Origin of the sequence: uncultured Bacteroides sp. (genome assembly GCF_905207245.1) — a bacterium.
In the GTDB taxonomy this organism is placed as follows: domain Bacteria; phylum Bacteroidota; class Bacteroidia; order Bacteroidales; family Bacteroidaceae; genus Bacteroides.
Window position 1 is genome coordinate 1 of record NZ_CAJLKP010000021.1, and the last position, 21,803, is coordinate 21,803.

The 21,803-nt window shown below is 42.9% G+C and carries 19 protein-coding genes and 1 tRNA gene; 14 read left to right on the forward strand and 6 right to left on the reverse strand.

The window, feature by feature from the left end:
• Positions 1-142 precede the first annotated feature (142 nt).
• Together QZ135_RS08630 and yihA are read right to left on the reverse strand one after the other, a co-directional pair.
• On the reverse strand, positions 143-745 hold the full coding sequence (locus QZ135_RS08630) for a DUF4923 family protein (RefSeq protein ID WP_294607926.1): 603 nt from the start codon (positions 743-745) through the stop codon (positions 143-145).
• A 15-nt stretch (positions 746-760) separates the two neighbouring features.
• The gene (gene yihA / locus QZ135_RS08635) at positions 761-1,363 is read right to left on the reverse strand and encodes a ribosome biogenesis GTP-binding protein YihA/YsxC (RefSeq protein ID WP_294607928.1); all 603 of its coding nucleotides are present in this window, start codon (positions 1,361-1,363) and stop codon (positions 761-763) included.
• A 404-nt stretch (positions 1,364-1,767) separates the two neighbouring features.
• On the opposite strand from yihA, the gene recR reads away from it, so the two are divergent.
• From recR to QZ135_RS08655, 4 genes are read left to right on the forward strand one after another with little or no spacing between them, the layout of a single operon-like run.
• Positions 1,768-2,382, forward strand: a complete 615-nt coding sequence (gene recR, locus QZ135_RS08640) for a recombination mediator RecR (protein WP_294607930.1) — start codon at positions 1,768-1,770, stop codon at positions 2,380-2,382.
• A 17-nt stretch (positions 2,383-2,399) separates the two neighbouring features.
• Positions 2,400-2,858: a hypothetical protein gene (locus tag QZ135_RS08645; RefSeq protein ID WP_294607932.1), complete on the forward strand. Its 459-nt coding sequence runs from the start codon at positions 2,400-2,402 to the stop codon at positions 2,856-2,858.
• On the forward strand, positions 2,855-4,063 hold the full coding sequence (locus tag QZ135_RS08650) for a glycosyltransferase family 2 protein (RefSeq protein ID WP_294607935.1): 1,209 nt from the start codon (positions 2,855-2,857) through the stop codon (positions 4,061-4,063). The genes QZ135_RS08645 and QZ135_RS08650 overlap by 4 nt, the downstream gene beginning before the upstream one ends.
• 2 nt (positions 4,064-4,065) lie before the next feature.
• Entirely contained in the window at positions 4,066-4,599 is a 534-nt protein-coding gene (locus QZ135_RS08655) for a GNAT family N-acetyltransferase (protein WP_294607937.1), read from the forward strand.
• Here QZ135_RS08655 and QZ135_RS08660 read toward each other — a convergent pair whose 3' ends face one another.
• Positions 4,600-5,193, reverse strand: a complete 594-nt coding sequence (locus tag QZ135_RS08660) for a YqgE/AlgH family protein (RefSeq protein WP_294607940.1) — start codon at positions 5,191-5,193, stop codon at positions 4,600-4,602.
• A gap of 254 nt (positions 5,194-5,447) precedes the next feature.
• Between QZ135_RS08660 and QZ135_RS08665 the strand changes: the two genes are divergently transcribed.
• Both QZ135_RS08665 and QZ135_RS08670 read left to right on the forward strand, forming a co-directional pair.
• On the forward strand, positions 5,448-8,444 hold the full coding sequence (locus tag QZ135_RS08665) for a SusC/RagA family TonB-linked outer membrane protein (protein ID WP_294607942.1): 2,997 nt from the start codon (positions 5,448-5,450) through the stop codon (positions 8,442-8,444).
• A 21-nt stretch (positions 8,445-8,465) separates the two neighbouring features.
• Entirely contained in the window at positions 8,466-10,046 is a 1,581-nt protein-coding gene (locus tag QZ135_RS08670; RefSeq protein WP_294607944.1) for a SusD/RagB family nutrient-binding outer membrane lipoprotein, read from the forward strand.
• A gap of 2 nt (positions 10,047-10,048) precedes the next feature.
• Here QZ135_RS08670 and QZ135_RS08675 read toward each other — a convergent pair whose 3' ends face one another.
• On the reverse strand, positions 10,049-11,362 hold the full coding sequence (locus tag QZ135_RS08675; RefSeq protein ID WP_294607946.1) for a pyridoxal phosphate-dependent aminotransferase: 1,314 nt from the start codon (positions 11,360-11,362) through the stop codon (positions 10,049-10,051).
• A gap of 197 nt (positions 11,363-11,559) precedes the next feature.
• Between QZ135_RS08675 and QZ135_RS08680 the strand changes: the two genes are divergently transcribed.
• From QZ135_RS08680 to QZ135_RS08690, 3 genes are all read left to right on the forward strand, one after another.
• Positions 11,560-11,633, forward strand: a tRNA-Asp gene (locus QZ135_RS08680).
• A gap of 181 nt (positions 11,634-11,814) precedes the next feature.
• Positions 11,815-12,237 (forward strand): GNAT family N-acetyltransferase, encoded by a 423-nt coding sequence (locus QZ135_RS08685; RefSeq protein WP_294607949.1) that lies wholly within the window; start codon positions 11,815-11,817, stop codon positions 12,235-12,237.
• A gap of 250 nt (positions 12,238-12,487) precedes the next feature.
• The gene (locus QZ135_RS08690) at positions 12,488-13,222 is read left to right on the forward strand and encodes a DUF5036 family protein (RefSeq protein WP_294607952.1); all 735 of its coding nucleotides are present in this window, start codon (positions 12,488-12,490) and stop codon (positions 13,220-13,222) included.
• 115 nt (positions 13,223-13,337) lie between these two features.
• On the opposite strand, the gene QZ135_RS08695 is transcribed toward QZ135_RS08690, so the two are convergent.
• A complete protein-coding gene (locus QZ135_RS08695) occupies positions 13,338-13,658 on the reverse strand; it encodes a hypothetical protein (protein WP_294607955.1) in 321 nt (106 codons plus the stop codon).
• Between the two features lie 618 nt (positions 13,659-14,276).
• On the opposite strand from QZ135_RS08695, the gene QZ135_RS08700 reads away from it, so the two are divergent.
• The 5 genes from QZ135_RS08700 (at position 14,277) to QZ135_RS08720 (ending at position 18,763) form a co-directional block, all read left to right on the forward strand.
• Positions 14,277-14,672, forward strand: a complete 396-nt coding sequence (locus QZ135_RS08700) for a hypothetical protein (protein WP_294607957.1) — start codon at positions 14,277-14,279, stop codon at positions 14,670-14,672.
• 2 nt (positions 14,673-14,674) lie between these two features.
• A complete protein-coding gene (locus QZ135_RS08705) occupies positions 14,675-15,967 on the forward strand; it encodes a DUF3440 domain-containing protein (RefSeq protein WP_294607960.1) in 1,293 nt (430 codons plus the stop codon).
• Entirely contained in the window at positions 15,964-16,497 is a 534-nt protein-coding gene (locus QZ135_RS08710) for a ParB/RepB/Spo0J family partition protein (RefSeq protein WP_009127763.1), read from the forward strand. The genes QZ135_RS08705 and QZ135_RS08710 overlap by 4 nt, the downstream gene beginning before the upstream one ends.
• Before the next feature lie 163 nt (positions 16,498-16,660).
• Positions 16,661-17,605 carry a UDP-glucuronic acid decarboxylase family protein gene (locus tag QZ135_RS08715; protein ID WP_294607964.1) on the forward strand — a complete coding sequence of 315 codons (945 nt, stop codon included), beginning with the start codon at positions 16,661-16,663 and terminating at the stop codon, positions 17,603-17,605.
• A 30-nt stretch (positions 17,606-17,635) separates the two neighbouring features.
• Positions 17,636-18,763, forward strand: coding sequence for a response regulator (locus QZ135_RS08720; protein ID WP_294607967.1), 1,128 nt, complete (start codon positions 17,636-17,638; stop codon positions 18,761-18,763).
• Positions 18,764-18,861: 98 nt separating this feature from the next.
• Here QZ135_RS08720 and QZ135_RS08725 read toward each other — a convergent pair whose 3' ends face one another.
• The gene (locus QZ135_RS08725; RefSeq protein ID WP_294607969.1) at positions 18,862-21,762 is read right to left on the reverse strand and encodes a PD-(D/E)XK nuclease family protein; all 2,901 of its coding nucleotides are present in this window, start codon (positions 21,760-21,762) and stop codon (positions 18,862-18,864) included.
• Between the last annotated feature and the right edge of the window lie 41 nt (positions 21,763-21,803).

The following is a 21,803-nucleotide window of genomic DNA, read 5'->3' on the forward strand; positions in this document are numbered from 1 at the left end:
TAGAGCATAACCTTGCCAAGGTTAGGGTCGCGAGTTCGAGTCTCGTTTTCCGCTCAATTTTCATAATAATTTAAGAATGAACAAAGAAAGCCCCGTAAACATTGCGTTTACGGGGCTTTCTTTGTTAAAGAGCTTTCGCTCTTTATTCTTTCTTTTCAAGTGAGAAACCCAGCATCATGCCGTCATACTTGCCTGCAAGCGAACTGATGGTTTTCAGCGTTGCATTGCTGCTTTTGCTGGAAAGGAAAGTTATCAGTTTCAGGAGTTTGTCCGACTCGAACAGCAAATCCATATTACCGGAGGTGCAGTTGACCTTGGCGTTCATGTTTATCAACTTGACGAACTTCATGGCTACATGCTTTTCGGTAGCATCATATGCATAAGTTCCTTTCAGGGTTTTGGCTCCCAGTTTGGCGCTGAAAGTGCTGTCGGCATTGAAGGTGAAACTCAGTTGTCCGGGTTTGATGCCCACTTTGCTTAGTTGCTCGTTGAGTTTGGCTTCGGCGGTAGTGGCGGCAACGGTACCACCGGCTTTCATCAGCAGGTTGTCCGATTCAAATTCGATGGCGGCACCGGTATATGACCAGGTACCTGTCATGTCGACTGTGTTTTTGCCGGTGACGGCACTAACTACTTTTTCCACATTCTCTTTGTTGAATAAATCTTTCAGCGATTGTGCCTGGCTGTTGATTGATACCAGTAATAGTGCGGCTACAAATGCCAGTGAAAATATACTCTTTTTCATTTTACTAATAAATTATTAGGCGTTCATTTCTTTGTTAATACTTTCTATATAATCTAATAACTCTTTTTTGCCCATTCTGTTCTCAGAAGAGGTTACAAAATAGGGGGGGAGTTCTTCCCATTGCTCTTTCAGCTTCTTCAGATACTGCTGAATGTTGGTGTTCAGCCTGCCGCCTTTCAATTTATCGCCTTTGGTGAAGACGATGGAAAAAGGTACTCCGTGTTCGCCCAACCATTCCATGAATTCAAGGTCGATGGTTTGCGGGTCGAGGCGCGAATCAATGAGCAGGAAGAGATTAGTCATCTGCTCGCGTTCCAGAATATAATCTTCGATGATTCGCTGTATCTGCGTTTTTCCTTTTTGTCCGCGCCGGGCATAGCCGTAGCCGGGTAGGTCGACGATGTACCAGCTATTGTTAATGAGGAAGTGGTTGATGAGCATTGTCTTTCCCGGGGTTGCGGAAGTCATTGCAAGTCCTTTGCGCCCTGTCAGCATGTTGATGAGACTTGATTTTCCGACGTTGGAACGTCCGATGAAAGCATATTCGGGGAATGTTCCCGTAGGGCATTTTTTTACGTCGGTATTGCTAATGACGAATTCAGCACTTGTAATCTCCATTTTCTTGTCAAATTTAGAAAGTTTCTTACTCTTTTTAGCGATGGGGAGAACGCTCTTAAAAAATGCACCGAACGTTTTTAAAGAATAACGGCACCATTCTTTAAAAACGTTACCCTCGTTCTTTAAAAACGTTGCGACCCTTCGTAGAACGTTTTTAAAAGAGGATTTGCATAAATCCTTACACTTATTGCGAGCCGTTTCTCTTTCTTTACGTATGCAAAGGTAACACTTATTTCAGAATTTCACATAACTTTTTCGTGCAAGCATGAAAGTTCTGTGCTCTATTTGCACAATCTTTGCTCAAAAGCGAAGATAAGCTGCACCTCAGCATTAAAAATAAGCAAGCTTATTTTGTACTGCTTTCGGTTTGCACTATCTTTGCCGCCAATAGTTGATTTTTTAGTATGAACGGACAATTTTCCTCAATATTATTGGAAAAGGCGGTGAGTGAGTTTGCCAAACTGCCTGGGGTGGGACGGAAGACTGCCATGCGACTGGTGTTGCATCTTTTGCGACAGGATACGGCGGTGGTGGAAGCTTTCGGCAATGCCATTGTTACACTGAAACATGAAGTGAAGTATTGCAAGGTTTGTCACAACATCTCGGATACGGAGACTTGCCGCATTTGTGCTAATCCGCAGCGGGATGCCTCTATAGTTTGTGTTGTGGAGAATATCCGCGATGTGATGGCAGTGGAGGCTACACAACAATTCCGGGGGCTGTATCATGTGTTGGGTGGAGTAATTTCGCCAATGGATGGTGTAGGTCCGGGTGACTTACAGATAGAAAGCCTTGTGCAACGCGTGGCTGCGGGTGGGATAAAAGAAATTATTCTGGCACTCAGTACCACAATGGAAGGAGATACCACCAACTTCTATATCTACCGTAAACTGGAAAAGATGGGAGTGAAACTGAGTGTGATTGCTCGCGGTATTTCTGTAGGTGATGAACTGGAATATGCTGATGAAGTGACGCTGGGGCGCAGCATTGTGAACCGGACGCCCTTTTCGGGAAATTAAAAAATAAAAATAGAGAAATGGAAGAACAGATAAAACACGTAGTAGCTCGTTTGAAGTTGCTATTTATTGGTTTCTGGCTGCTGCCGGTGATATTTATCATAGTTGGTGAAACTGGTGGGGACTGGGTAGGCATGTATGCCGCCGATGTGCGCGCCACTTATTTTGCAGAAACACTAACCATCCTGCTGGTTGCTATTTGTGTGCCCGTATCTCTGAAACTGTTTGCATGGGTATTGACGCGAAAGATTGATATGGTTAGCTTGCCCGAAGCTTTGCGTCTCTACTCGTTTTGGAGCAAAATCCGCATGCTGCTTTTGACATTGCCAATGCTGGTAGGTTTTGCCGTATATTATCTCATGCTGAGTAATAAAGGTGTGCTTTGTGCATTTATCGCCCTCACGGCTTCACTGTTCTGCTTGCCCGGCGAAGGACGCTTGCGTAAAGAACTGCATATCAACAAAGAGGAAAAAGTATGAAACTTTCCATTGTCATAGTCAACTACAATGTGAAGCATTATCTGGAACAGTGTCTCTGTTCTGTATATAGGGCTATCGACAATCTTTCAGCCGAAGTACTGGTAGTTGACAATGCCTCTGCCGATGGCTCGGAAGCATATATCACCGGGCGCTTCCCGCACGTCACCTATATATATAATAAGGAGAATGTCGGCTTTGCCCGTGCCAATAACCAGGCCATCAGACAAGCGAAGGGAGAGTATGTGTTATTGCTGAATCCTGATACCTTGTTGCCGGAGGATACTTTGGAGAATGCACTGCTTTTTATGGATACCCATCCCCGCGCCGGAGCTGCCGGCGTGAAAATGCTGAGGGACAACGGACGTTTTCTGCGGGAGTCAAAGCGCGGCTATCCTACTCTGGCAGCCACTTTCGGCAAACTGTCCGGGTTGGGAAAACTGTTTCCTCGTTCCAAAAGTCTGGGCGGTTATTATTGTAACGCTTTGGATATGGATGCCATCCATCGGGTGGAAGTGCTGGCAGGAGCATTCATGTTGCTGCGTACTTCTGCATTGGATAAATCCGGATTGCTGGATGAAGACTTTTTTATGTATGGCGAGGACATTGACTTATCTTGCCGGATGGTGGCGGCAGGATACGAAAACTATTATCTGCCTTATCCGATACTGCATTATAAAGGAGAGAGTACGTCGAAGGATACCTATCGCCATGTACGCGTATTTTGTGAGGCGATGGATATTTTTTTCCGTAAGCATGGCGAGCGTTATGGTGTTGTGGGGAGTGGACTGGTTCGTGCTGGTATTCATTTGCAGATGTATATTCGCTTGTCAATGCTTTTTTTGCAGCGTACATTCTGTTTGCGGGGGAAAGATACGAAACAATCTCTCCGGAAGGGACAACGCTTGCCCCGTTTTCTTGTTTTTGGCGAAGAAGCGACCATTCATAGTCTGCGCAGCTTGTTCAAGCGCAACGGGCTGACCGGAAAACACCATTTTGTTGTGTCTAACGAAACATCTGCGATAGACGGGCATGGTAGCCGGTTTGTTCCGCTAAAAGGCTTCACGCATGTGGTGTATGACTGTCGTGCTTTTTCTTTTTCAACAATTATCCGTTTGCTTTCCCACCACCGGAAGATGGGCTTGCATCTTGGAATTTATAACCCAAAGAGTCGTGTGCTGGTGACTCCCGAAAAATGTTATCTCTGACAATGAAACATAGTTATTTTATCAACGACCGTATCCGCCTCCGTGCCATGGAGCCGGAAGACCTGGAACTGATTTACGAAATGGAAAATGACCCGCAACAGTGGGACATCAGTAATTTCACCGTGCCCTATTCGCGCTATGTGATGAAGCAATATTTGGAGAGTTCGCAATGCGATATGTTTGCCGATAAACAGCTTCGTATGATGATTGTGCGCCTTGAGGACGGAGTGGCGATAGGCACGATTGACATAACGGACTTTGCCCCTATACATGCACGTGGGGAAGTGGGCATCGTCATCCGAAAAGAGTTTCGCGGGGCGGGTTATGCCAAAGGTGCTTTGACGCTGCTTTGTGAATATGCTTTTGATTTCTTGCATTTGAGGCAACTCATTGTCCATGTTGCTACGGACAATGAGGCAAGTATGCGGTTGTTCACTTCATGCGGTTTTGTGCAATGCGGGCTTTTGAAAGATTGGCTGTTTGTAGAAGGATGTTTCAAGGATGTTGCATTGTTGCAGTGCATCCGAACGGATTGATTAATTCAGCGTCGGTATCTGAGGGAAACGTGACCATGTTTCGTATTTGCCTCCCAGTTGCCCCAATGCATTCTTCCAGAGTTTGAAACTTCCCTTTTCGTCCATGAGGGAAGTAATGTTCGCCGACCCTATCAGCCAAGTGTTTTCTTCTATTTCACGGCATAGCTGGTCGTGCTCCCAACCTGAGTAACCGAGGAAGAAGCGTATTTTGCCTGTTATATCATTGCCTTGCAGGATATAACGGCGGATAGCGTCGAAATCTCCATTCAGATAGAAGCCTTTGCCTATTTGTAGTGAGTCTTCTATATCTTTCAGGGTGTGGAGATAAAACAGTGTATCGGTGCTCAACGGACCACCTTTATAAATAGGTATGTTGCCTACGTCCCTGAAATCTTTCAGCACATCATTGAGATATAGCGGGAGAGGCTTGTTCAGTACTATTCCCATTGTTCCATCCAGTGTATGGTCTATCAGTAATATAACAGAGCGGCCAAACATTTCGTCGTAAAGAAACGGTTCAGATATCAACACTTTTCCACGTGAAGGCATTACGTGGTTGGTTTCTATTTTAAATATATCCGTATTAGTATCCATGCCACTAATATACAGACAAATCCTCGAAAAACAAATATTATTCCCCTTTTTTCGCCTATTGATATTGGTTTTGTGTTATATAACAGTTTTTATTAAAGAGAATTTGGCTACATTTGCGGAATATAATTTCTTTATTGTATATTATGAAGCTAACTAGTCACACTTATATATATTTATTGATTTTAAGTTCTTTTTTTTCATATAGTGGCTCCAGCTATGCTTTCTCTGCAGACGACGTCAATGAAAAGTTTAAGATGGCATCTACGCAGAAAAAGATTACCGGACGTGTTTTGGATGAAAAAGGTGTCCCCTTGCCGGGGGCTACTGTCTTAGAGAAAGGCACTTCTAACGGGGTGGCCACAAATGTGGATGGTCAGTTTGAACTGATTGTTGCGGATGATGCTATATTGCAGTTTTCCTTTCTGGGATGTAAGACGGAAGAGATTAGTGTAAAAGGGCATGCTTACTTGGATATCGTACTGCTGGAAGATGCCATGGAGCTGGATAAAGTGATTATAACAGCTCTGGGTATTGAGAAGAAGGAACATTCCCTCTCTTATGCAACAAGTCAGATAAAGAATGAGGATTTGAACCGGGTAAAGATGCCTAACCTGATAACTTCGCTTACCGGAAAAGCTGCCGGTGTGCAGATTAACCAAGTTTCGTCAGGTGTAGGGGCGTCTGCTAAGGTAAGTATTCGCGGGATTCGTTCTGTGGCAAGTGATAACCAGCCTCTTTATGTGATTGACGGCGTGCCTATGCTGAATTCTACTTCGGAACAGGCTTTCAGTGCTATCGGAGGTACGGCAAATGCTGGCAATCGTGATGGCGGGGACGGAATATCCGGTCTGAATTCGGAAGACATAGAAAGTATCAGTATCCTGAAAGGTGCTCCTGCGGCGGCACTTTACGGAAGTCAGGCGGCTAATGGTGTGATACTGATTACTACGAAAAAAGGTAAATCGCAGGGACAGCGGAGTATCTCGTTCTCTACCAGCCTGATGTTTGATAATGCTGCGTCTTTGCCTGAGATGCAGAACCGTTACGGAGTGAGTGACGGTGTGGATAGCTGGGGCGAACAAAAAAACTTGCCGAAGTATGATAATCTGAAAGATTTTTATTCTACCGGGATGACTTCCATAACTTCCGTATCCGTGAGTCATGGCAATGAGAAGTTACAGAATTACTTCTCGTATGCCAATACTACAGGTCATGGTATTATTGAAAAGAACCGTTTGTCAAAACATAATATAACACTCAGGGAGACTTCTGTGATGTTTGACGACCGTTTAAAACTGGACGGTAACGTAAACCTGATGCGTCAGGTAACCAAAAACAAACCGACTGTGGGCGGATTTTATATGAATCCGTTAGTCGGACTCTACCGCTTCCCTCGTGGAGAAGATTTATCGTACTATAAAGATAACTTCGAGGTGTATGATGAAAGCAGAAACCTGAATATACAGAACTGGCATACGTCTTATGAAGACTTTGAGCAAAATCCTTATTGGATAATCAACCGCATACAAAGTAAGGATGTGCGTATGCATGCCATTGTTTCTCTGTCGGCAAACCTGAAAGTAAATAACTGGCTGACGATGCAGGCGCGTGGTAATGTGGATTGCATTGATGATAAGGTGCGTCAGAAGTTTTATGCTTCCACGGCTCCGGCTTTGGCAGGTACCAATGGCCGATATGTGGAGATGGATTATCAGGAAGTGCAATTCTATGGTGATTTGCTGTTTATGATGAAGAAACAGTGGGGAGACTATTTGGTAAATGGTGCGTTGGGGGCCAGCGTTAATGATAAAACGGTGAACTCCACCCGCTATGATTCGAAGACGGCTTCTCTGAAATATGCCAATGTTTTTAATCTGGCAAATATAATTATGAATGGTTCGGCGAGTCTGGATCAGAAGATAGATGCCCAACGGCAATTACAGTCGGTGTTCGGTACGGTACAGGTGGGATATAAAGAAAGTGCCTATGTCGACTTGTCGGCACGTAATGACTGGGCGTCTACTCTGGCGTATACTTCGCATGAGAAAACAGGTTTCTTTTATCCTTCGGTGGGTACTTCGTTGATATTGAGCCGTCTGTTTAAATTACCGGAATGGGTTTCGTATGCTAAAGTGCGTGCTGCATATAGCTTGGTAGGTAATGATATTCCGATGTTCATCACGAATTCTTCTTCGCACATCACTGCCGGTGGTGAAATTCTGGCGAATGACGCGGCTCCTTTCAAGGATATGGAGCCTGAAATGACTTATTCGTGGGAAGCGGGTGTCGAAGCACGTTTCTTGAATAGTCGTATCGGATTCAATCTTACTTTTTATAAAACAAATACTCGCAACCAGTTCTTCAAGCTGCCCACGTTGGCAGGTGATAAATTTGCTTACCGCTATGTGAATGCGGGCAATATCCAGAATGTGGGATGGGAATTTTCTTTGGACGCAACTCCTGTGATGAAGAATGATTTCATGTGGAGCACTACTCTTAACTTTGCCTCCAATAAGAATAAGATTATCTCTTTGCATGAGGAGCTGAAAGAGTTTGTTTATGGTCCCACGAGCTTTTCTTCGAGCTATGCCATGAAACTGGTGAAGGGTGGTGCAATAGGTGATATATATGGAAAAGCCTTTGAAAGAGATGCTTCCGGAAACATTGTTTATGAGACGGAAGGCAGCAATGCTGGATTACCGAAAATAGTAGGCGACGGAAATACGGTAAAGGTGGGAAATTCTAATCCGAAGTTCCAGATGGGGTGGAATCATACACTTTCCTACAAGGACCTGTCACTGTATTTTCTGGTGGATTGCCGTTATGGTGGCAAGGTGCTTTCGCAAACGCAGGCGGACATGGACTTATACGGCGTATCGGAAGTCACTGCCAAGGCCCGTGATAAAGAATATGTGATGCTTGAAGGACAGCGGATAGATAACGTGAAAGGTTTTTACAAAATAGTGGGTGGACGTGCAGGAACGACGGAATATTATATGTATGACGCAACAAACATCCGGCTGAGGGAACTTTCGTTCTCCTATCAGTTGCCTGCTTCCTGGATGGAGAAATCGAAAGTGCTGAAAAAAGCACAGGTATCATTTATTGCCCGCAATTTGTTCTTCTTTTATAAGAAGGCTCCTTTTGATCCTGATTTGGTGTTGTCTACCGGTAATGATAATCAGGGTATTGATGTGTATGGAATGCCTACAACACGTAGTTGGGGCTTCTCGTTGAAGTGTGAATTTTAATAGGTGGGGAGGAAAACAGGAATGAGAAGATATGGTTGGATATTCGGCGCGCTGTTAACCCTTACTTCATGTACGGGCGATTTCAGGGATATAAATACGGATAAAGCCGGAGTGACGGATGACGATTTGCAGATAGACTACAATGAACATGGCATTCGGCTGGGAATTATTCAGCAAGGCATTTACTTTAATTATGATTATGGAAAAGGTAAGAACTGGCCTTTCCAGTTAATACAGAACCTCAATGCGGATATGTTCAGCGGATATATGCACGATGGCAAGCCACTGAATGGAGGTAGTCATAATTCGGACTATAACTTGCAGGACGGCTGGAACAGTGCGATGTGGGGACATACATATTCTTACGTTTTTCCACAGATATACCAGTCGGAAAATGCGACCCGTAACCAGCATCCGGGGTTCTTCGGAGTAACTAAGATATTGAAGGTGGAAGTGATGCACCGGGTTGCGGATTATTATGGCCCTATCGTGTATACCCGGTTTGCTGACGCTGATGCAAAATACATGCCCGATACGCAGGATGAAGTTTATAAAGAGTTTTTTTGCGAATTGGATACGGCAGTGAATACACTTACCGATTATGTGAAAGCGAATCCGGAAGCCGCTGAGTTTTTGCGTTTTGATATTCTGATGGATGGTGAATATACTTCGTGGATAAAGTTTGCCAATTCTTTGAGAATGAGACTTGCCATGAGGATTGCCGTTGTCGACAAGGAAAGAGCCCGTGCAGAGTTCCTGAAAGCCTTTAATAATGAATACGGAGTGCTGGAAGCAGAAAATGAGCCGGTAGCTGTTTCTACGCAGGGAGGGTATACTAATCCGTTGGGCGAACTGAACCTGGTGTGGAATGAAACTTTCATGAGCGCTCCGATGGAATCTATAATGGGTGGTTACGACGATCCGAGGCGCAGCGTCTATTTTGCGACGTGTCAGGATGAAGCGTTTAAGAATGAATATCATGGCATCCGTCAGGGAACTTGTTTCTCTCATAATAATTATCTGGGGATGTCGAAATTGAAAGTTACTCAGGAGATGGATGCGGTTCTCATGACTGCTGCGGAAGTCTGGTTCCTGCGGGCGGAAGCTGCCTTGCGAAACTGGACGGGAGAATCGGCAGGCACTTGCTATGAGAAAGGAATTACCTCTTCTTTGCATCAGCATGGCATCACGCAGACTGAAAGTTATCTGAACAGTGATAAACTGCCGGCTGACTTTGTGGATACATACGATTCGGAGAATAATATAGCAGCCCGTTGCAAGGTATCTCCGAAATGGATAGAAACGGCTGACCGTGAAATTAAGCTGGAAAAGATTATCACGCAGAAATGGCTTGCCATGTTTCCCGAAGGCTGCGAGGCTTGGGCGGAACAGCGCAGAACAGGTTATCCGCGTCTTTTTCCCGTGCGCTTCAATCATAGTAAAGATGGATGCGTGGATACGGAGACTATGATACGGCGTTTGAATTTTCCCGGTGGCTTGCAGACGGAGAATCCTGATCAATATCAGGCATTGGTGAAAGCCTTGGGAGGGGAAGATAATGCCGGCACCCGTTTGTGGTGGGATACCGGCAGTAACTGGTAAATTTATACCGGATGGTTTTCGGCAAAGATTGCCATACGCTCATCCAACTGTGCATATTGGTGATCCTGAATGAAAGAAGTGCAGGCACGCAGGCCTTCCTGATGGCTACCTGTGGTAATCAGTGAAATTGCACTGACACCATAGTACATCAATTCTTTGGCAAGTTCACCGCTGGTCATGCCTGGGTAGCCAATTGTAAAGTAGAAACCGTCGGCAACAGGATTCCCCAAATCATTATCATATACCAAATGGAAGCCGTGGCGCAGGAAAATCTCTTTCAGCTTATGGGCACGCTCACCATATATTTTCACTTCATTCAGGAAGTTATATTGTCCGTCGCTGGCTGCTTTCAGCATAGCAGCAAGGGCATATTGTGCAGAATGGCTTGTTCCGGATGAAAGGGCATAGAGCACACGATGAATGAATACTGTTCCGAAAGTGCCTCCACCATAGCGTTTCGTCAGACCAGAGTAGGAGCGATGGTATAGTTTATCAGAAATGCAACTTACCCCGATACGTTGTCCGGCATAGCTGAATGCTTTGGAGCCGGAAATCAGCAATACATAATTATCTGTATAATGCGCTACTGAGGGTTGATAGGGTGCCTGGAATGGTTTGCTTAAATCCTGACGGAAGTCCATAGCGAAATAGGCAAGGTCTTCCAGAACGGTAACATCATATTGCGTGGCAAGTTCTCCGATGATGCGCAGTTCCTCTTCTTTCAGGCATATCCAACTGGGATTGTTCGGATTTGAATAGACGATGGCGGAGATATTACCTTTTATCAGATAACTTTCCAGTTTCTCTTTCAGTTTGTCGCCGCGATAGTCATACACATCGAAGGTTTCAAATTTCTGTCCCATCACTACCAACTGTTGTTTCTGTACGGGGAAGCCCGGATCGATGAATAGTATCGTATCTTTCTTCTCGTCACATTGACTGCAAGTGAGGAAGGAGGCGAAAGTTCCCTGCATGGAACCGGTGACAGGTACACAACCTTCCGGCTTCAGGTCTACATTGATAAATGCTTTGATGAAGCGTGAAGCTTCCTCTTTCAGTGCAGGCAGGCCGTTGATGTCCGGGTAAAGACTGGCAATGCCATTTTGCAGGGCTTCTATCTCAGCTTTTACGCCTACAGCCGAAGCAGGTAGTCCCGGTACGCCCATTTCCATTTTAATGAATTCTACACCCGCCTCTGCTTCTGCTTTGGCAGCGATGGCTTTTACTTCACGGATGGTTGCTTTTCCAAAGTCTGCAATCTGAAATGCTTCGAGGGTTTCGTCAATCAGTTTACGTTCAATAGGAGTATTTCTCATGGTTTTTCTCGCTTTTAAGTTCATTTTGATTTGTTACTCGATTTTTTTTTGTCACACAAAGGTAATATAAATATCTTATAATCAAGCCTACTTTAAAAAAGATGAAAAATATTTCTTTCTAGCTATTGCAGATTTCAAAGAAATGTCTACCTTTGCAACCGCAATCGAGAGAGATAGCAAATGAAAAATGAAATTCTGGTGCGTTAGTTCAGTTGGTTAGAATACATGCCTGTCACGCATGGGGTCACGGGTTCGAGTCCCGTACGCACCGCAAAAGCAAGGAATAAAATTAGAAGAAGCCTTTGATTATCAATATAATCAGAGGCTTTTTTATGTATTGCGCAAAATAGAGTGTTGCTTTGAAAATGAATTATTCTTGAATTGTTTTTAAGTTATGCTTTTAGAAAAGTGACTTGAAGGATGCAATGTTTTACCATTTTGAATTTACTATTATGATTAGAAAAATTAAAGTAACGGATTATCCACGTTTGATAGAGATTTGGGAGAGTGCAGTGCTGAATACGCATGGGTTTCTAAAAGAAGAGGACTTCTTATATTTTAAGAAACAACTTCCTGTATATTTTCAATATGTTACGTTGTTTGGGTTTGAGCAAGAGGGAGTCTTAGTCGGATTTATGGGAATTGCAGATGGAAACCTTGAAATGCTATTCGTTGATAATGATTGTCGAGGCACAGGAATAGGGAAACAATTAATTGTATATGCGATAGCTAATTTGCAAGTGACTAAAGTCGACGTGAATGAGCAAAACACTCAGGCTGTTGGCTTTTACAAATATATGGGGTTCAGCATAGTGGGAAGGTCAGAATTGGATGGAGAAGGTAAGGAGTATCCCATCTTGCACATGCATTTGTAGTTTGTTATTAATGAGGCAAGAATTAATCTTAAACTATTAAATAGTCTTCGTTTTCGAAGAATTGGCGTGTTAATTATCATGTATATGAACAGTTCTATTTATTAAAGTGCTACTTTTGCCACGAAACAAGAGATAAGACCTGTCTGTGGTATTCAGATTATAAAATCGGCTACTATTGGGGGGGAGGAGAACTTGACGAAAGTATTGGATTAGACGAAACTTAAACTATATAATTAAATTTTAATCAATTATGAAAACAAGACAATTACTTGGAATACTACTATTCCTCTGTTCAATCGGCTTTGTAAGCTGTGGCGATGATGATGACAACAAAGACCCGGAAGGAAGTGTTACACTAAACATGATGAATGAGGGAAATGGGAAAACCTTGTTGGGCACATCGGATGTATATATCAATAACTCAAATAATTTTAAAACCTCTACTTGTTTTATTGCAGACATGGGAGAGGCTTCCGGTCTTGGAGCATCTGTAAAACTTTCATTGGATAACCTTGCTAAAGAAATGGCTGCCGTTCCCGGACATTTATATCATATCTATGATAGAGATGTTCTCTTGGATTTCCCTTCTGGAAAGAGAGCCGTAATAATTGGTTCAGGTTATTATAAAGCCTATGTTATATCTCCCATAACAGTGAATGGCACAACAACGGGGGCGACATTGAAATTTGTGCTGGCATATCCGGAGACGAACGGTTTACCTGAATATGAAACCATTATAGGAAATGTGGATAATGTTGGAGATCAGATAGAATATACATTACCGAAAGATGCAGAATTACGCTATAGCGATTACCTGGATGGGGAAAAAGATTCATTTGATATACAATTCGTAAACGGGAAATTAAAGGTTCGATTGCTGGAAAGTATCAATCAGATTTCCGGTCCTTATGGAGATTATGGAATATTTGTCCGTTCGGGGGCTTCATATACTTATATAATGTTTAAAGCGGGCATGAAGAAATAAGATTATATATTTAGCTGGACATTAGCCAAATGGATATGTTATAATAAAGCTCTGCAGATCAGTTTACAGAGCTTTATTTCCATATCATTTAAAATGCTTGTTTCAGTGTTATGCCCTATATATTCTTTTTCCAGTGAATAAATGAGTTCTTATCGACTTTATTCTTTCCTACTAATTGCAGGTTATAGGAATTCAAACCGGCGTAGCGGTATTCACCATAGTTAATGTCCCCCAATAAGTCTATATTCAGAAATGCGCGGACAAGCTTTAATCCGCATTTCTCTATTTTCTCGACAATACATTTACCTCCTAAAAGGTTCATTAGCAGATAAGCTGAAACTTCGTAAGCACACCAGCCACATTCTTCCAGATACAGATTAATACAGCAATCATTAGATTGCTCTTTTGCAAATACTTCAGAAACTTCTTTTTTCATGATAATCAATTTTACTCGGTTTTAGGATTCGGGCAAAACTTATTCCCCCATACTTAAAACAAATGTTTTGGCGTTACTGTTTTATGGTGCTATCAAACTATTTAGTTTATTAACAGTATAAAAGAGATCGTAACAAAGAGTACTCCACTGATGGAGTTAGTGGCGGAATAAAGACTTTATTCCATCAAATATCTCGGGAAGTGCAACGGTGCCTGGGGGGAGCAGGGTGGCAAATGTAACTTATATGTTAAAATAGCAGTAATTAACTTCAATTGTGGTAACTGTCCCTTTGGTAAGGCTACACCCTTTCTCCCGGATGGTGTAGCCATTACCCCTAAAGGGTGTAGCCATCCGGGAGAAAGGGTGTAGCCTTGTAAAACAGCGTCACAAGTACTTCTTTAACTCCCCCTAGAGATAATATGTTGAATTTTTCAGTAATCTTGTAGTAACCATATTTAGGAATCTATACTGTAGTTTAAGAGATACGTTGCTTTCTATTTATAATTTTATTTATTTTTTATTTCAATAGTAGTTGTCTATATTCTTTTTTTATTTACTTTTGTCTGCACTCTTTTATTTGGGAATATGAACTCAAACCATAATAAATAATAATCGGCTATGACACAAATAGTAGAATTGAAAGGTACGGAGAAACGATTATACCAACTTGTTGCTCCCTTGGTTATGAATCCTGAAGTGTTGAAACAGAACTATAATTATCCTTTCCGTACATCGGAAAGTTTTATATGGTTTGTTGCAGTGGATGGGAAAGATGTGGTAGGTTTTCTTCCATTGGAATATAGAAAATGGGAGGTAGTTATCAATAACTATTATATAAAGGATAATAATGCTGAAGTATTGAAAGCTCTTTTAGAGAAGGCTATTGCCAGCATAGATGAAGACAAACAATTAAGTTCAGTCACGTTTATCGAACATCAAAATATATTTCAGGAGCTGGGATTTTCTGTAGAGAAAACGTGGCGACGCTATGTGAAAATGAATAAGGAGAAATAAAAATGGCGGAACCTCAGAAGAATGTATATGAGTTGGCAGAAGAGCGGTTGGATATTATTTTCAAAGAGTTTGATAATATTTGCGTTTCTTTTTCAGGAGGAAAAGATAGTGGTGTATTGTTGAATTTGTGTATCGACTATATCCGGCGTAATAATCTGAAACGGAAATTATGTGTCTACCATATGGATTATGAAATCCAATATAGCATGACCATTGACTACGTGGATCGTATTTTGGAAGCTAATAAGGATATAGTAGATGTGTACCGCGTGTGTGTCCCTTTTAAGGTAACCACGTGCACATCCATGCATCAAAGTTATTGGCGGCCCTGGGATCCGGAAATGCGAGATATATGGGTACGGAAAATGTCAGAAGGGTGCATGACTGTAGAAGACTTTCCTTTTTACACTGATGCAATGTGGGATTATGAATTTCAGATGCATTTTGCCAAGTGGTTGCATCAGAAGAAAGATGCAGTCCGTTCCTGCTTTCTTATAGGTATTCGTACGCAAGAGAGTTTTAATCGTTGGCGCAGTATCCATCTTGCGCGGAAATATCAGATGTATCATAACTACCGGTGGACTTCTAAAATCGGGAATGACATCTTCAATGCTTATCCTATTTATGACTGGAAGACAACGGATGTTTGGACAGCCAATGGAAAGTTTGGTTGGGATTATAATCATTTATATGATTTATACTATAAAGCCGGTGTAAACATCGAGCGTCAGCGTGTGGCAAGTCCTTTTCTTTGTGAAGCCCAAGAGAGTCTCCGTCTTTATAAGGTGATTGATCCTTCAACCTGGGGCAAGATGGTGGGACGTGTGAACGGAGTGAACTTTACCGGCATTTATGGTGGAACGCATGCCATGGGGTGGCAGAGTGTCCGCCTACCGAAAGGCTATACCTGGAAGGAATTCATGCAATTTCTGCTATCCACACTGCCCGAAGATACCCGCCGCAATTATCTGAAAAAACTGACCGTCAGCATTGAATTCTGGCGTACTAAAGGCGGCTGCCTCAGTGAGGAGACTATTCAGAAACTGTTGAAAGCCGGTGTGTCATTGGAAGTGGTGAACACTACCAATTACAAAACGAATAAAAAACCGGTAAAAATGGATTATCTGGACGATATAGAAATCTCTGAATTTCGTGAGATTCCAACCTACAAGAGAATGTGCGTATGTATCCTGAAGAATGATCATGCCTGCAAGTACATGGGCTTTGCCTTGAACAAGGAAGAAGCGTATAAGAGAGATAAAATAATGGAACAATTCAAAAATATGATGTTATGAGTGTAGATCTAAGTCCGGTATATGCTGTGAAGGCTGTGCCGGTGGAGAAAATTGTAGCGAATGATTATAATCCCAACATTGTGGCACCACCAGAGATGAAACTACTGGAACTTTCCATTTGGGAGGATGGCTTCACGATGCCTTGCGTATGCTATTATGATAATGAAACAGACCGCTATATACTGGTAGACGGTTATCATCGCTATAGTGTATTGAGAAGTTCCAAGCGCATCTATCAGCGGGAAAACGGGCTGTTGCCTGTAGTGGTGATCGATAAGGAACTGTCCAACCGCATGGCATCCACCATCCGGCATAACCGTGCACGCGGTTCGCATAACATTGAGTTGATGTGCCACATTGTGGCTGAGTTGGATAAAGCGGGAATGTCTGACCAATGGATCATGAAAAATATTGGCATGGACAAGGACGAACTCCTTCGTCTGAAACAGATTTCCGGTTTGGCGGATTTATTTTCAGATAAGAATTTTAGTATCCCAAATCCGATTGAAACTCCGGTTCCGGAAGAATAAAAAGTCCATTTGAGGCGTTTTTATTTCTATTATGTTCATTTGTTATCGTTAATAAGTGAAATATCTTGTTACAAACTTGCATAAGTTAACCAAATCTCCTACTTTTGCCATCATAAACAAATGAACAGGTTTCATAAGTCTTTGGACATTATAAAATACTTACATGAAAAATATATTGGTAAGTGGAGGTGCCGGTTTTATAGGGTCACACCTATGTACGCGGTTGGTTAACGAAGGGCATCATGTGATTTGCCTGGACAATCTATTCACCGGTGCGGAAGCGAACATAGAACATCTGAAAGGCAACGCTCTTTTTGAGTTTGTAAATCATGATGTGGAGTTTCCTTATCATGCTGAAGCACTTGATGAGATCTATAATTTAGCTTGTCCGGCATCACCTATACATTACCAATATGATGCGATCAAAACGATTAAGACTTCTGTCTTGGGAGCTATTAATATGTTGGGATTGGCTAAGAAAACAAATGCCAAGATTTTGCAGGCCTCGACGAGCGAGATATACGGAGATCCGGTAGTGCATCCCCAGGTAGAAAATTATTGGGGGAATGTAAATCCAATCGGTCCCCGGTCTTGTTATGATGAAGGGAAGCGTTGTGCAGAAACTTTATTTATGGATTATCATCGGCAAAATAACATTCGAATTAAAATTATTCGTATCTTTAACACCTATGGTTCGAGGATGTTGCCGAATGATGGAAGAGTGGTTTCTAATTTTGTTGTTCAGGCATTGAAGAACCGTGATATAACAATCTATGGAACCGGAGATCAGACCCGCAGCTTTCAGTATATTGATGATTTGATAGAAGGTATGGTGCGGATGATGAATACGGAAGATGATTTTATCGGTCCGGTGAACCTTGGAAATCCAAATGAATTTTCCATCCTCGAGTTGGCAGAAAAAGTGATTCAGTTGACAGGTTCTAAGTCGAAGTTGGTGTTCAAGCCACTTCCGCATGATGACCCTAAACAACGGCAACCGGATATTACGTTGGCAAAGGAAAAGCTGAACTGGCAGCCAACCATTGAACTGGAAGACGGTTTGCACCGGATAGTTGAATATTTTAGAGATTATCGTTATATAGATTAGTAGATAAACGGGAAAACAATATAGTATAAGATGAATATGGAAATAAATCCTTCTGAGTACAAAATTCTCATCGTTGACGATGTGATGTCCAACGTATTATTGTTGAAGGTACTCTTGACAAACGAAAAATTTGCAATCGCTACGGCAAGTAACGGTCGGCAAGCATTGGAGCAGGTAGATAAGGAGAACCCGGATTTGGTGTTGCTGGACGTGATGATGCCGGATATGAGTGGTTTTGAGGTGGCACAGCATTTGAAAGCTAACCCCAAAACGGCGGAAATTCCTATTATCTTTCTGACTGCACTGAACAGTACGACGGATATTGTAAAAGGTTTCCAGGTGGGAGCAAATGACTTTATCTCCAAACCTTTCAATAAAGAAGAACTGATTATCCGTGTTACCCACCAGATTTCCTTGGTGGCTGCCAAGCGTATCATTCTGAACAAGACCGAAGAATTGCAACGTACCATTGCCGGACGTGACAAACTCTATTCGGTGATTGCTCATGATTTGCGTTCGCCTATGGGCTCCATCAAGATGGTGCTGAACATGTTGATACTGAATCTGCCGTCCGAAAAGATTGGTGCTGAGATGTATGAACTGTTGACGATGGCCAACCAGACGACAGAAGATGTATTCTCTCTGCTGGACAATCTGCTGAAGTGGACAAAGAGCCAGATTGGCAAGTTGAATGTGGTATATCAGGATATCGATGTGGTGGAAGTGGTAGATGGCGTAATTGACATCTTCAACATGGTAGCCGGTCTGAAAAAGATTACGATTCGCGAAGTAAAGCCTGAAAAACTGGCTGTCTATGCGGATATTGATATGTTGAAGACGGTGGTACGTAATTTGATAAGCAATGCCATTAAGTTCAGTAACGAAGGTTCTGAAGTGCTGGTGAAACTGGAAGAAAAGGAAGGTATGGCAGTAGTCAGTGTGCAAGACCATGGTTGTGGTATTGACGAAGAAGGACAGAAGAAGTTATTGCATACGGATACCCACTTTAGTACATTCGGTACGAACAATGAGGAAGGATCCGGCTTGGGATTGCTCTTATGTCAGGACTTCGTAGTGAAGAATGGTGGTACACTGTGGTTTAATTCTAAGAAAGGTGAAGGTTCTGTATTCAGCTTCTCAGTCCCGTTGAAAAAGTAATTGTATTCAATAAAAACAGACCGTCTGTTGAGGTGAAATAGATGGTCTGTTCGAGTCATATAGACCGTCTGTTTACTCCAAACAGACGGTCTGTTTTTTTATCGCTTACACAAGTCTTTGAAATCACAAAACTCGCACTTCTTGCTATCATCAGTTTGGGTGAAAGGTTCCTCCGGGTTGTATATTTCTTGCAGAAGATTTTTCAGACGTTCGCGGAACTCGTCTTCGTAGAAAGCAAAGTTGTTGACCGGTATCTTTGCTTGACGTGGTTCTCCCATTTCGATAACGGGAGAGTATGTCTCTGATGCTGCACGGTGAATATAGAGTAGGGAAGGGGCAACCTTCAGTGGCTGCCGATTACACATGATGGATGCATACAGAAAAGTCTGGAAAATGTAATTCGGGCGTCCTTCGGCAGGAGTGAACAATTGTTCAATGTTTTCGGGTGTTTTCGGAGTACCACCGGTTTTGTAATCTACGATGCGTAGAGTATCTCCTTTGCTGTCCATGCGGTCGATGGTGCCGCCGATGTTCAGTGTCAGCTTTCCTTGCAGGGTTTCTATTTCCATGATTTCGTTTACCGGTTCTTCCATACCTTCCATGAAGAAGGGAGCGTATTGCAAATCGTTGCGTAACAACTGGCGGAGATAGGATGCAATGACTTTGGCGTTGATAAGCTGCGTACCGTTATATTCCGGCCTTTCAGTGGGAGCAATGTGGAAGAACTCTTCTTTGAAAGCAGTATCCACATAATTTTGCAGTTTGACATCGTTGCGCAATAGCTGTTCCAGATCTTCTTTGCGTATTTCTTTTCCGTTAGCGATCAGGTCCTTATATACCAATTCGGCCGAACGGTGAAAGATGGTGCCGAACAGGGCGGAGTCTATTTCTGCACTTACTTCATCAGGAGCTTTCAGACCGGCCACATAGCGATAATAGAATTTCAACCGGCAGTCGAGATAGGCATTGAGAGCCGAAGGAGAGAATAGAGCTTTCGGATGGCGGGTGACGTCATATCTGTTATACATCCTGGTAATTATCTCCGGTGTTTTTTCAATGCAGATTTCTCTATCGCTTTGGGGAGATTGTCCGGCCTCAAGGTATTCGCGCGAAATATCGTGTGGCGATTCGACAAGGAATTGCAACATGAAACGGGACATCTCTCCACGGTTCAGTCCATTTGAAGAAGTGTTATATAATAAGGTGATGTTTTCAGCACGCTGTACCAGTCGGTAGAAGTAGTATGCATAGACAGCATTCTTATGTTCGATGGTGGTCATGCCGAAAGCCTTCCGTAGGTTGTAGGGGATGAAGGAAGATTCACCGCCTCCTTTGGGCAATTGGCCTTCGTTAAGGGAAAGCATGATGAGATTGCGGAAATCAAGGTTACGCGTTTCCAGTACTCCCATAACCTGCATGCCGATGGCTGGTTCACCGTGGAAAGGTATATTCGAGGTGGCGAGTAATCGGCAGAGCAGACGTTTCAACGTATCTACCTGCAATGTTAATTCTCCGTTATTGATAAGGCTGAGCAAACGGTTGATGAGCGTATAGCTTTTAAATAAGGATTCCCGGTAAAGCTGGTTAAAGATATCATCTGTTTTTGTTTCTGCCTCCTGGCGATAGAGGACGGAAACTTCGCGCAGCATATCCGTGAGGTACTGGCAAAGAGCTGAGATGCCCCTTTGTGGAGTAAAAACCTGTTCAAGGAAATCATCTTGTTTCAGTTCGGAAGGCAGGGGATAGAAACGGTTGTCTTTCGTCAATTGCTTTTCCAGATTTTCGGCGGATTCGGATAGTTGCCGGGTATATGGATGCTTCAGTATGGTTTGTACGGCTTCGTATAGATAGCGTCCGGTATCTGTCCGGTATCCGTTGGTCTGTAATTCTATCAATGCAGTGATGAAACTATATACAGGCGTCTGTGCCAACGGAAATCCCATAGTGATATTTACATTCTTTACTTCCGGTGGGATGGAATGCAGCACGGGCAATAAGAGTGCTTCATTACAAAGTACTATGGCATTTTCTTTTTCTTTAAGTGTCAACTCGTTCTCTTGTTTCCTTGTCTCCTTGACCCATTCCGGCAGATAACGCGCCTGTGCATTTTCTGTAGGGGCAGAGATAAAACGTACTTTCTTGGGATTCCTCAATACATCGAATGCTGTTTCGGGAAGTTCATTGGGAAAGGTCTTCATGTTGCGGAGGATAAACTCTCCCGCTTCGTGGGTATAGAGTGGGGTCTTCTCGCGGGGCAACCGGGTATAGAATATGTCATAATCCCAGTAGAACAATGCTTTCCCTGCATCGTGCAAACGTTCGAAGAATTTGGTTTCCACCTTATTCAGCACATTGAAGCCGACAAATACATAATGATCATATTTCAGCTTGTCCGGTTGCAGTTCTTCCATCACCTGGCGATACATCATACCTTCGTAAGCAATGCCAAGTTCTGTAAGATTGTTGTGGTAATGGTGATAAATGTCGCCGAGCTTGTCCCATAGGGAAATGAACTTCTCTTTGAGTTGTGTCCTCTTTTCGATGGAGAAATTCTGAAAGAACTGGCGGATGGCTTCCTCCTGTTCGGGGTCGAGAAAGTCATAATCATCCATTATATTTTTCAGGTCTTGCAGGTTGGAGAAAAGTCGGTCGGCATCCACGAGATTCTTATCTACATCATCAAAATCGCTGATGAGCAGTTCTCCCCAGAAATAAAAATCGTCCAGCGTTTCTTCACTGTGTGTTTCCTCACGGAATACTTTGTAGAGTTCGCATACCAGGCGGATAGGGTCACCCAGCTTCCAAGGCGAAAGTTGCCGGAACAATTCGCTGATGCTCACGTATGCAGGCGACCATAAAGGGCGGTCGCTCTGTGCGGCCAGATATTCATTGAAGAACAGGCTGGCACGCTTGTTGGGGAAGACGATTGCAACTCGTGACAAGTCGTTTCCTATTTTTCTGTGTAGGTCTTGGGCAACTAATTGAAGAAAGGTTTGCATCTTGATTTTTGGCTTTTGATAATTATTCTAATCCTGTTCTG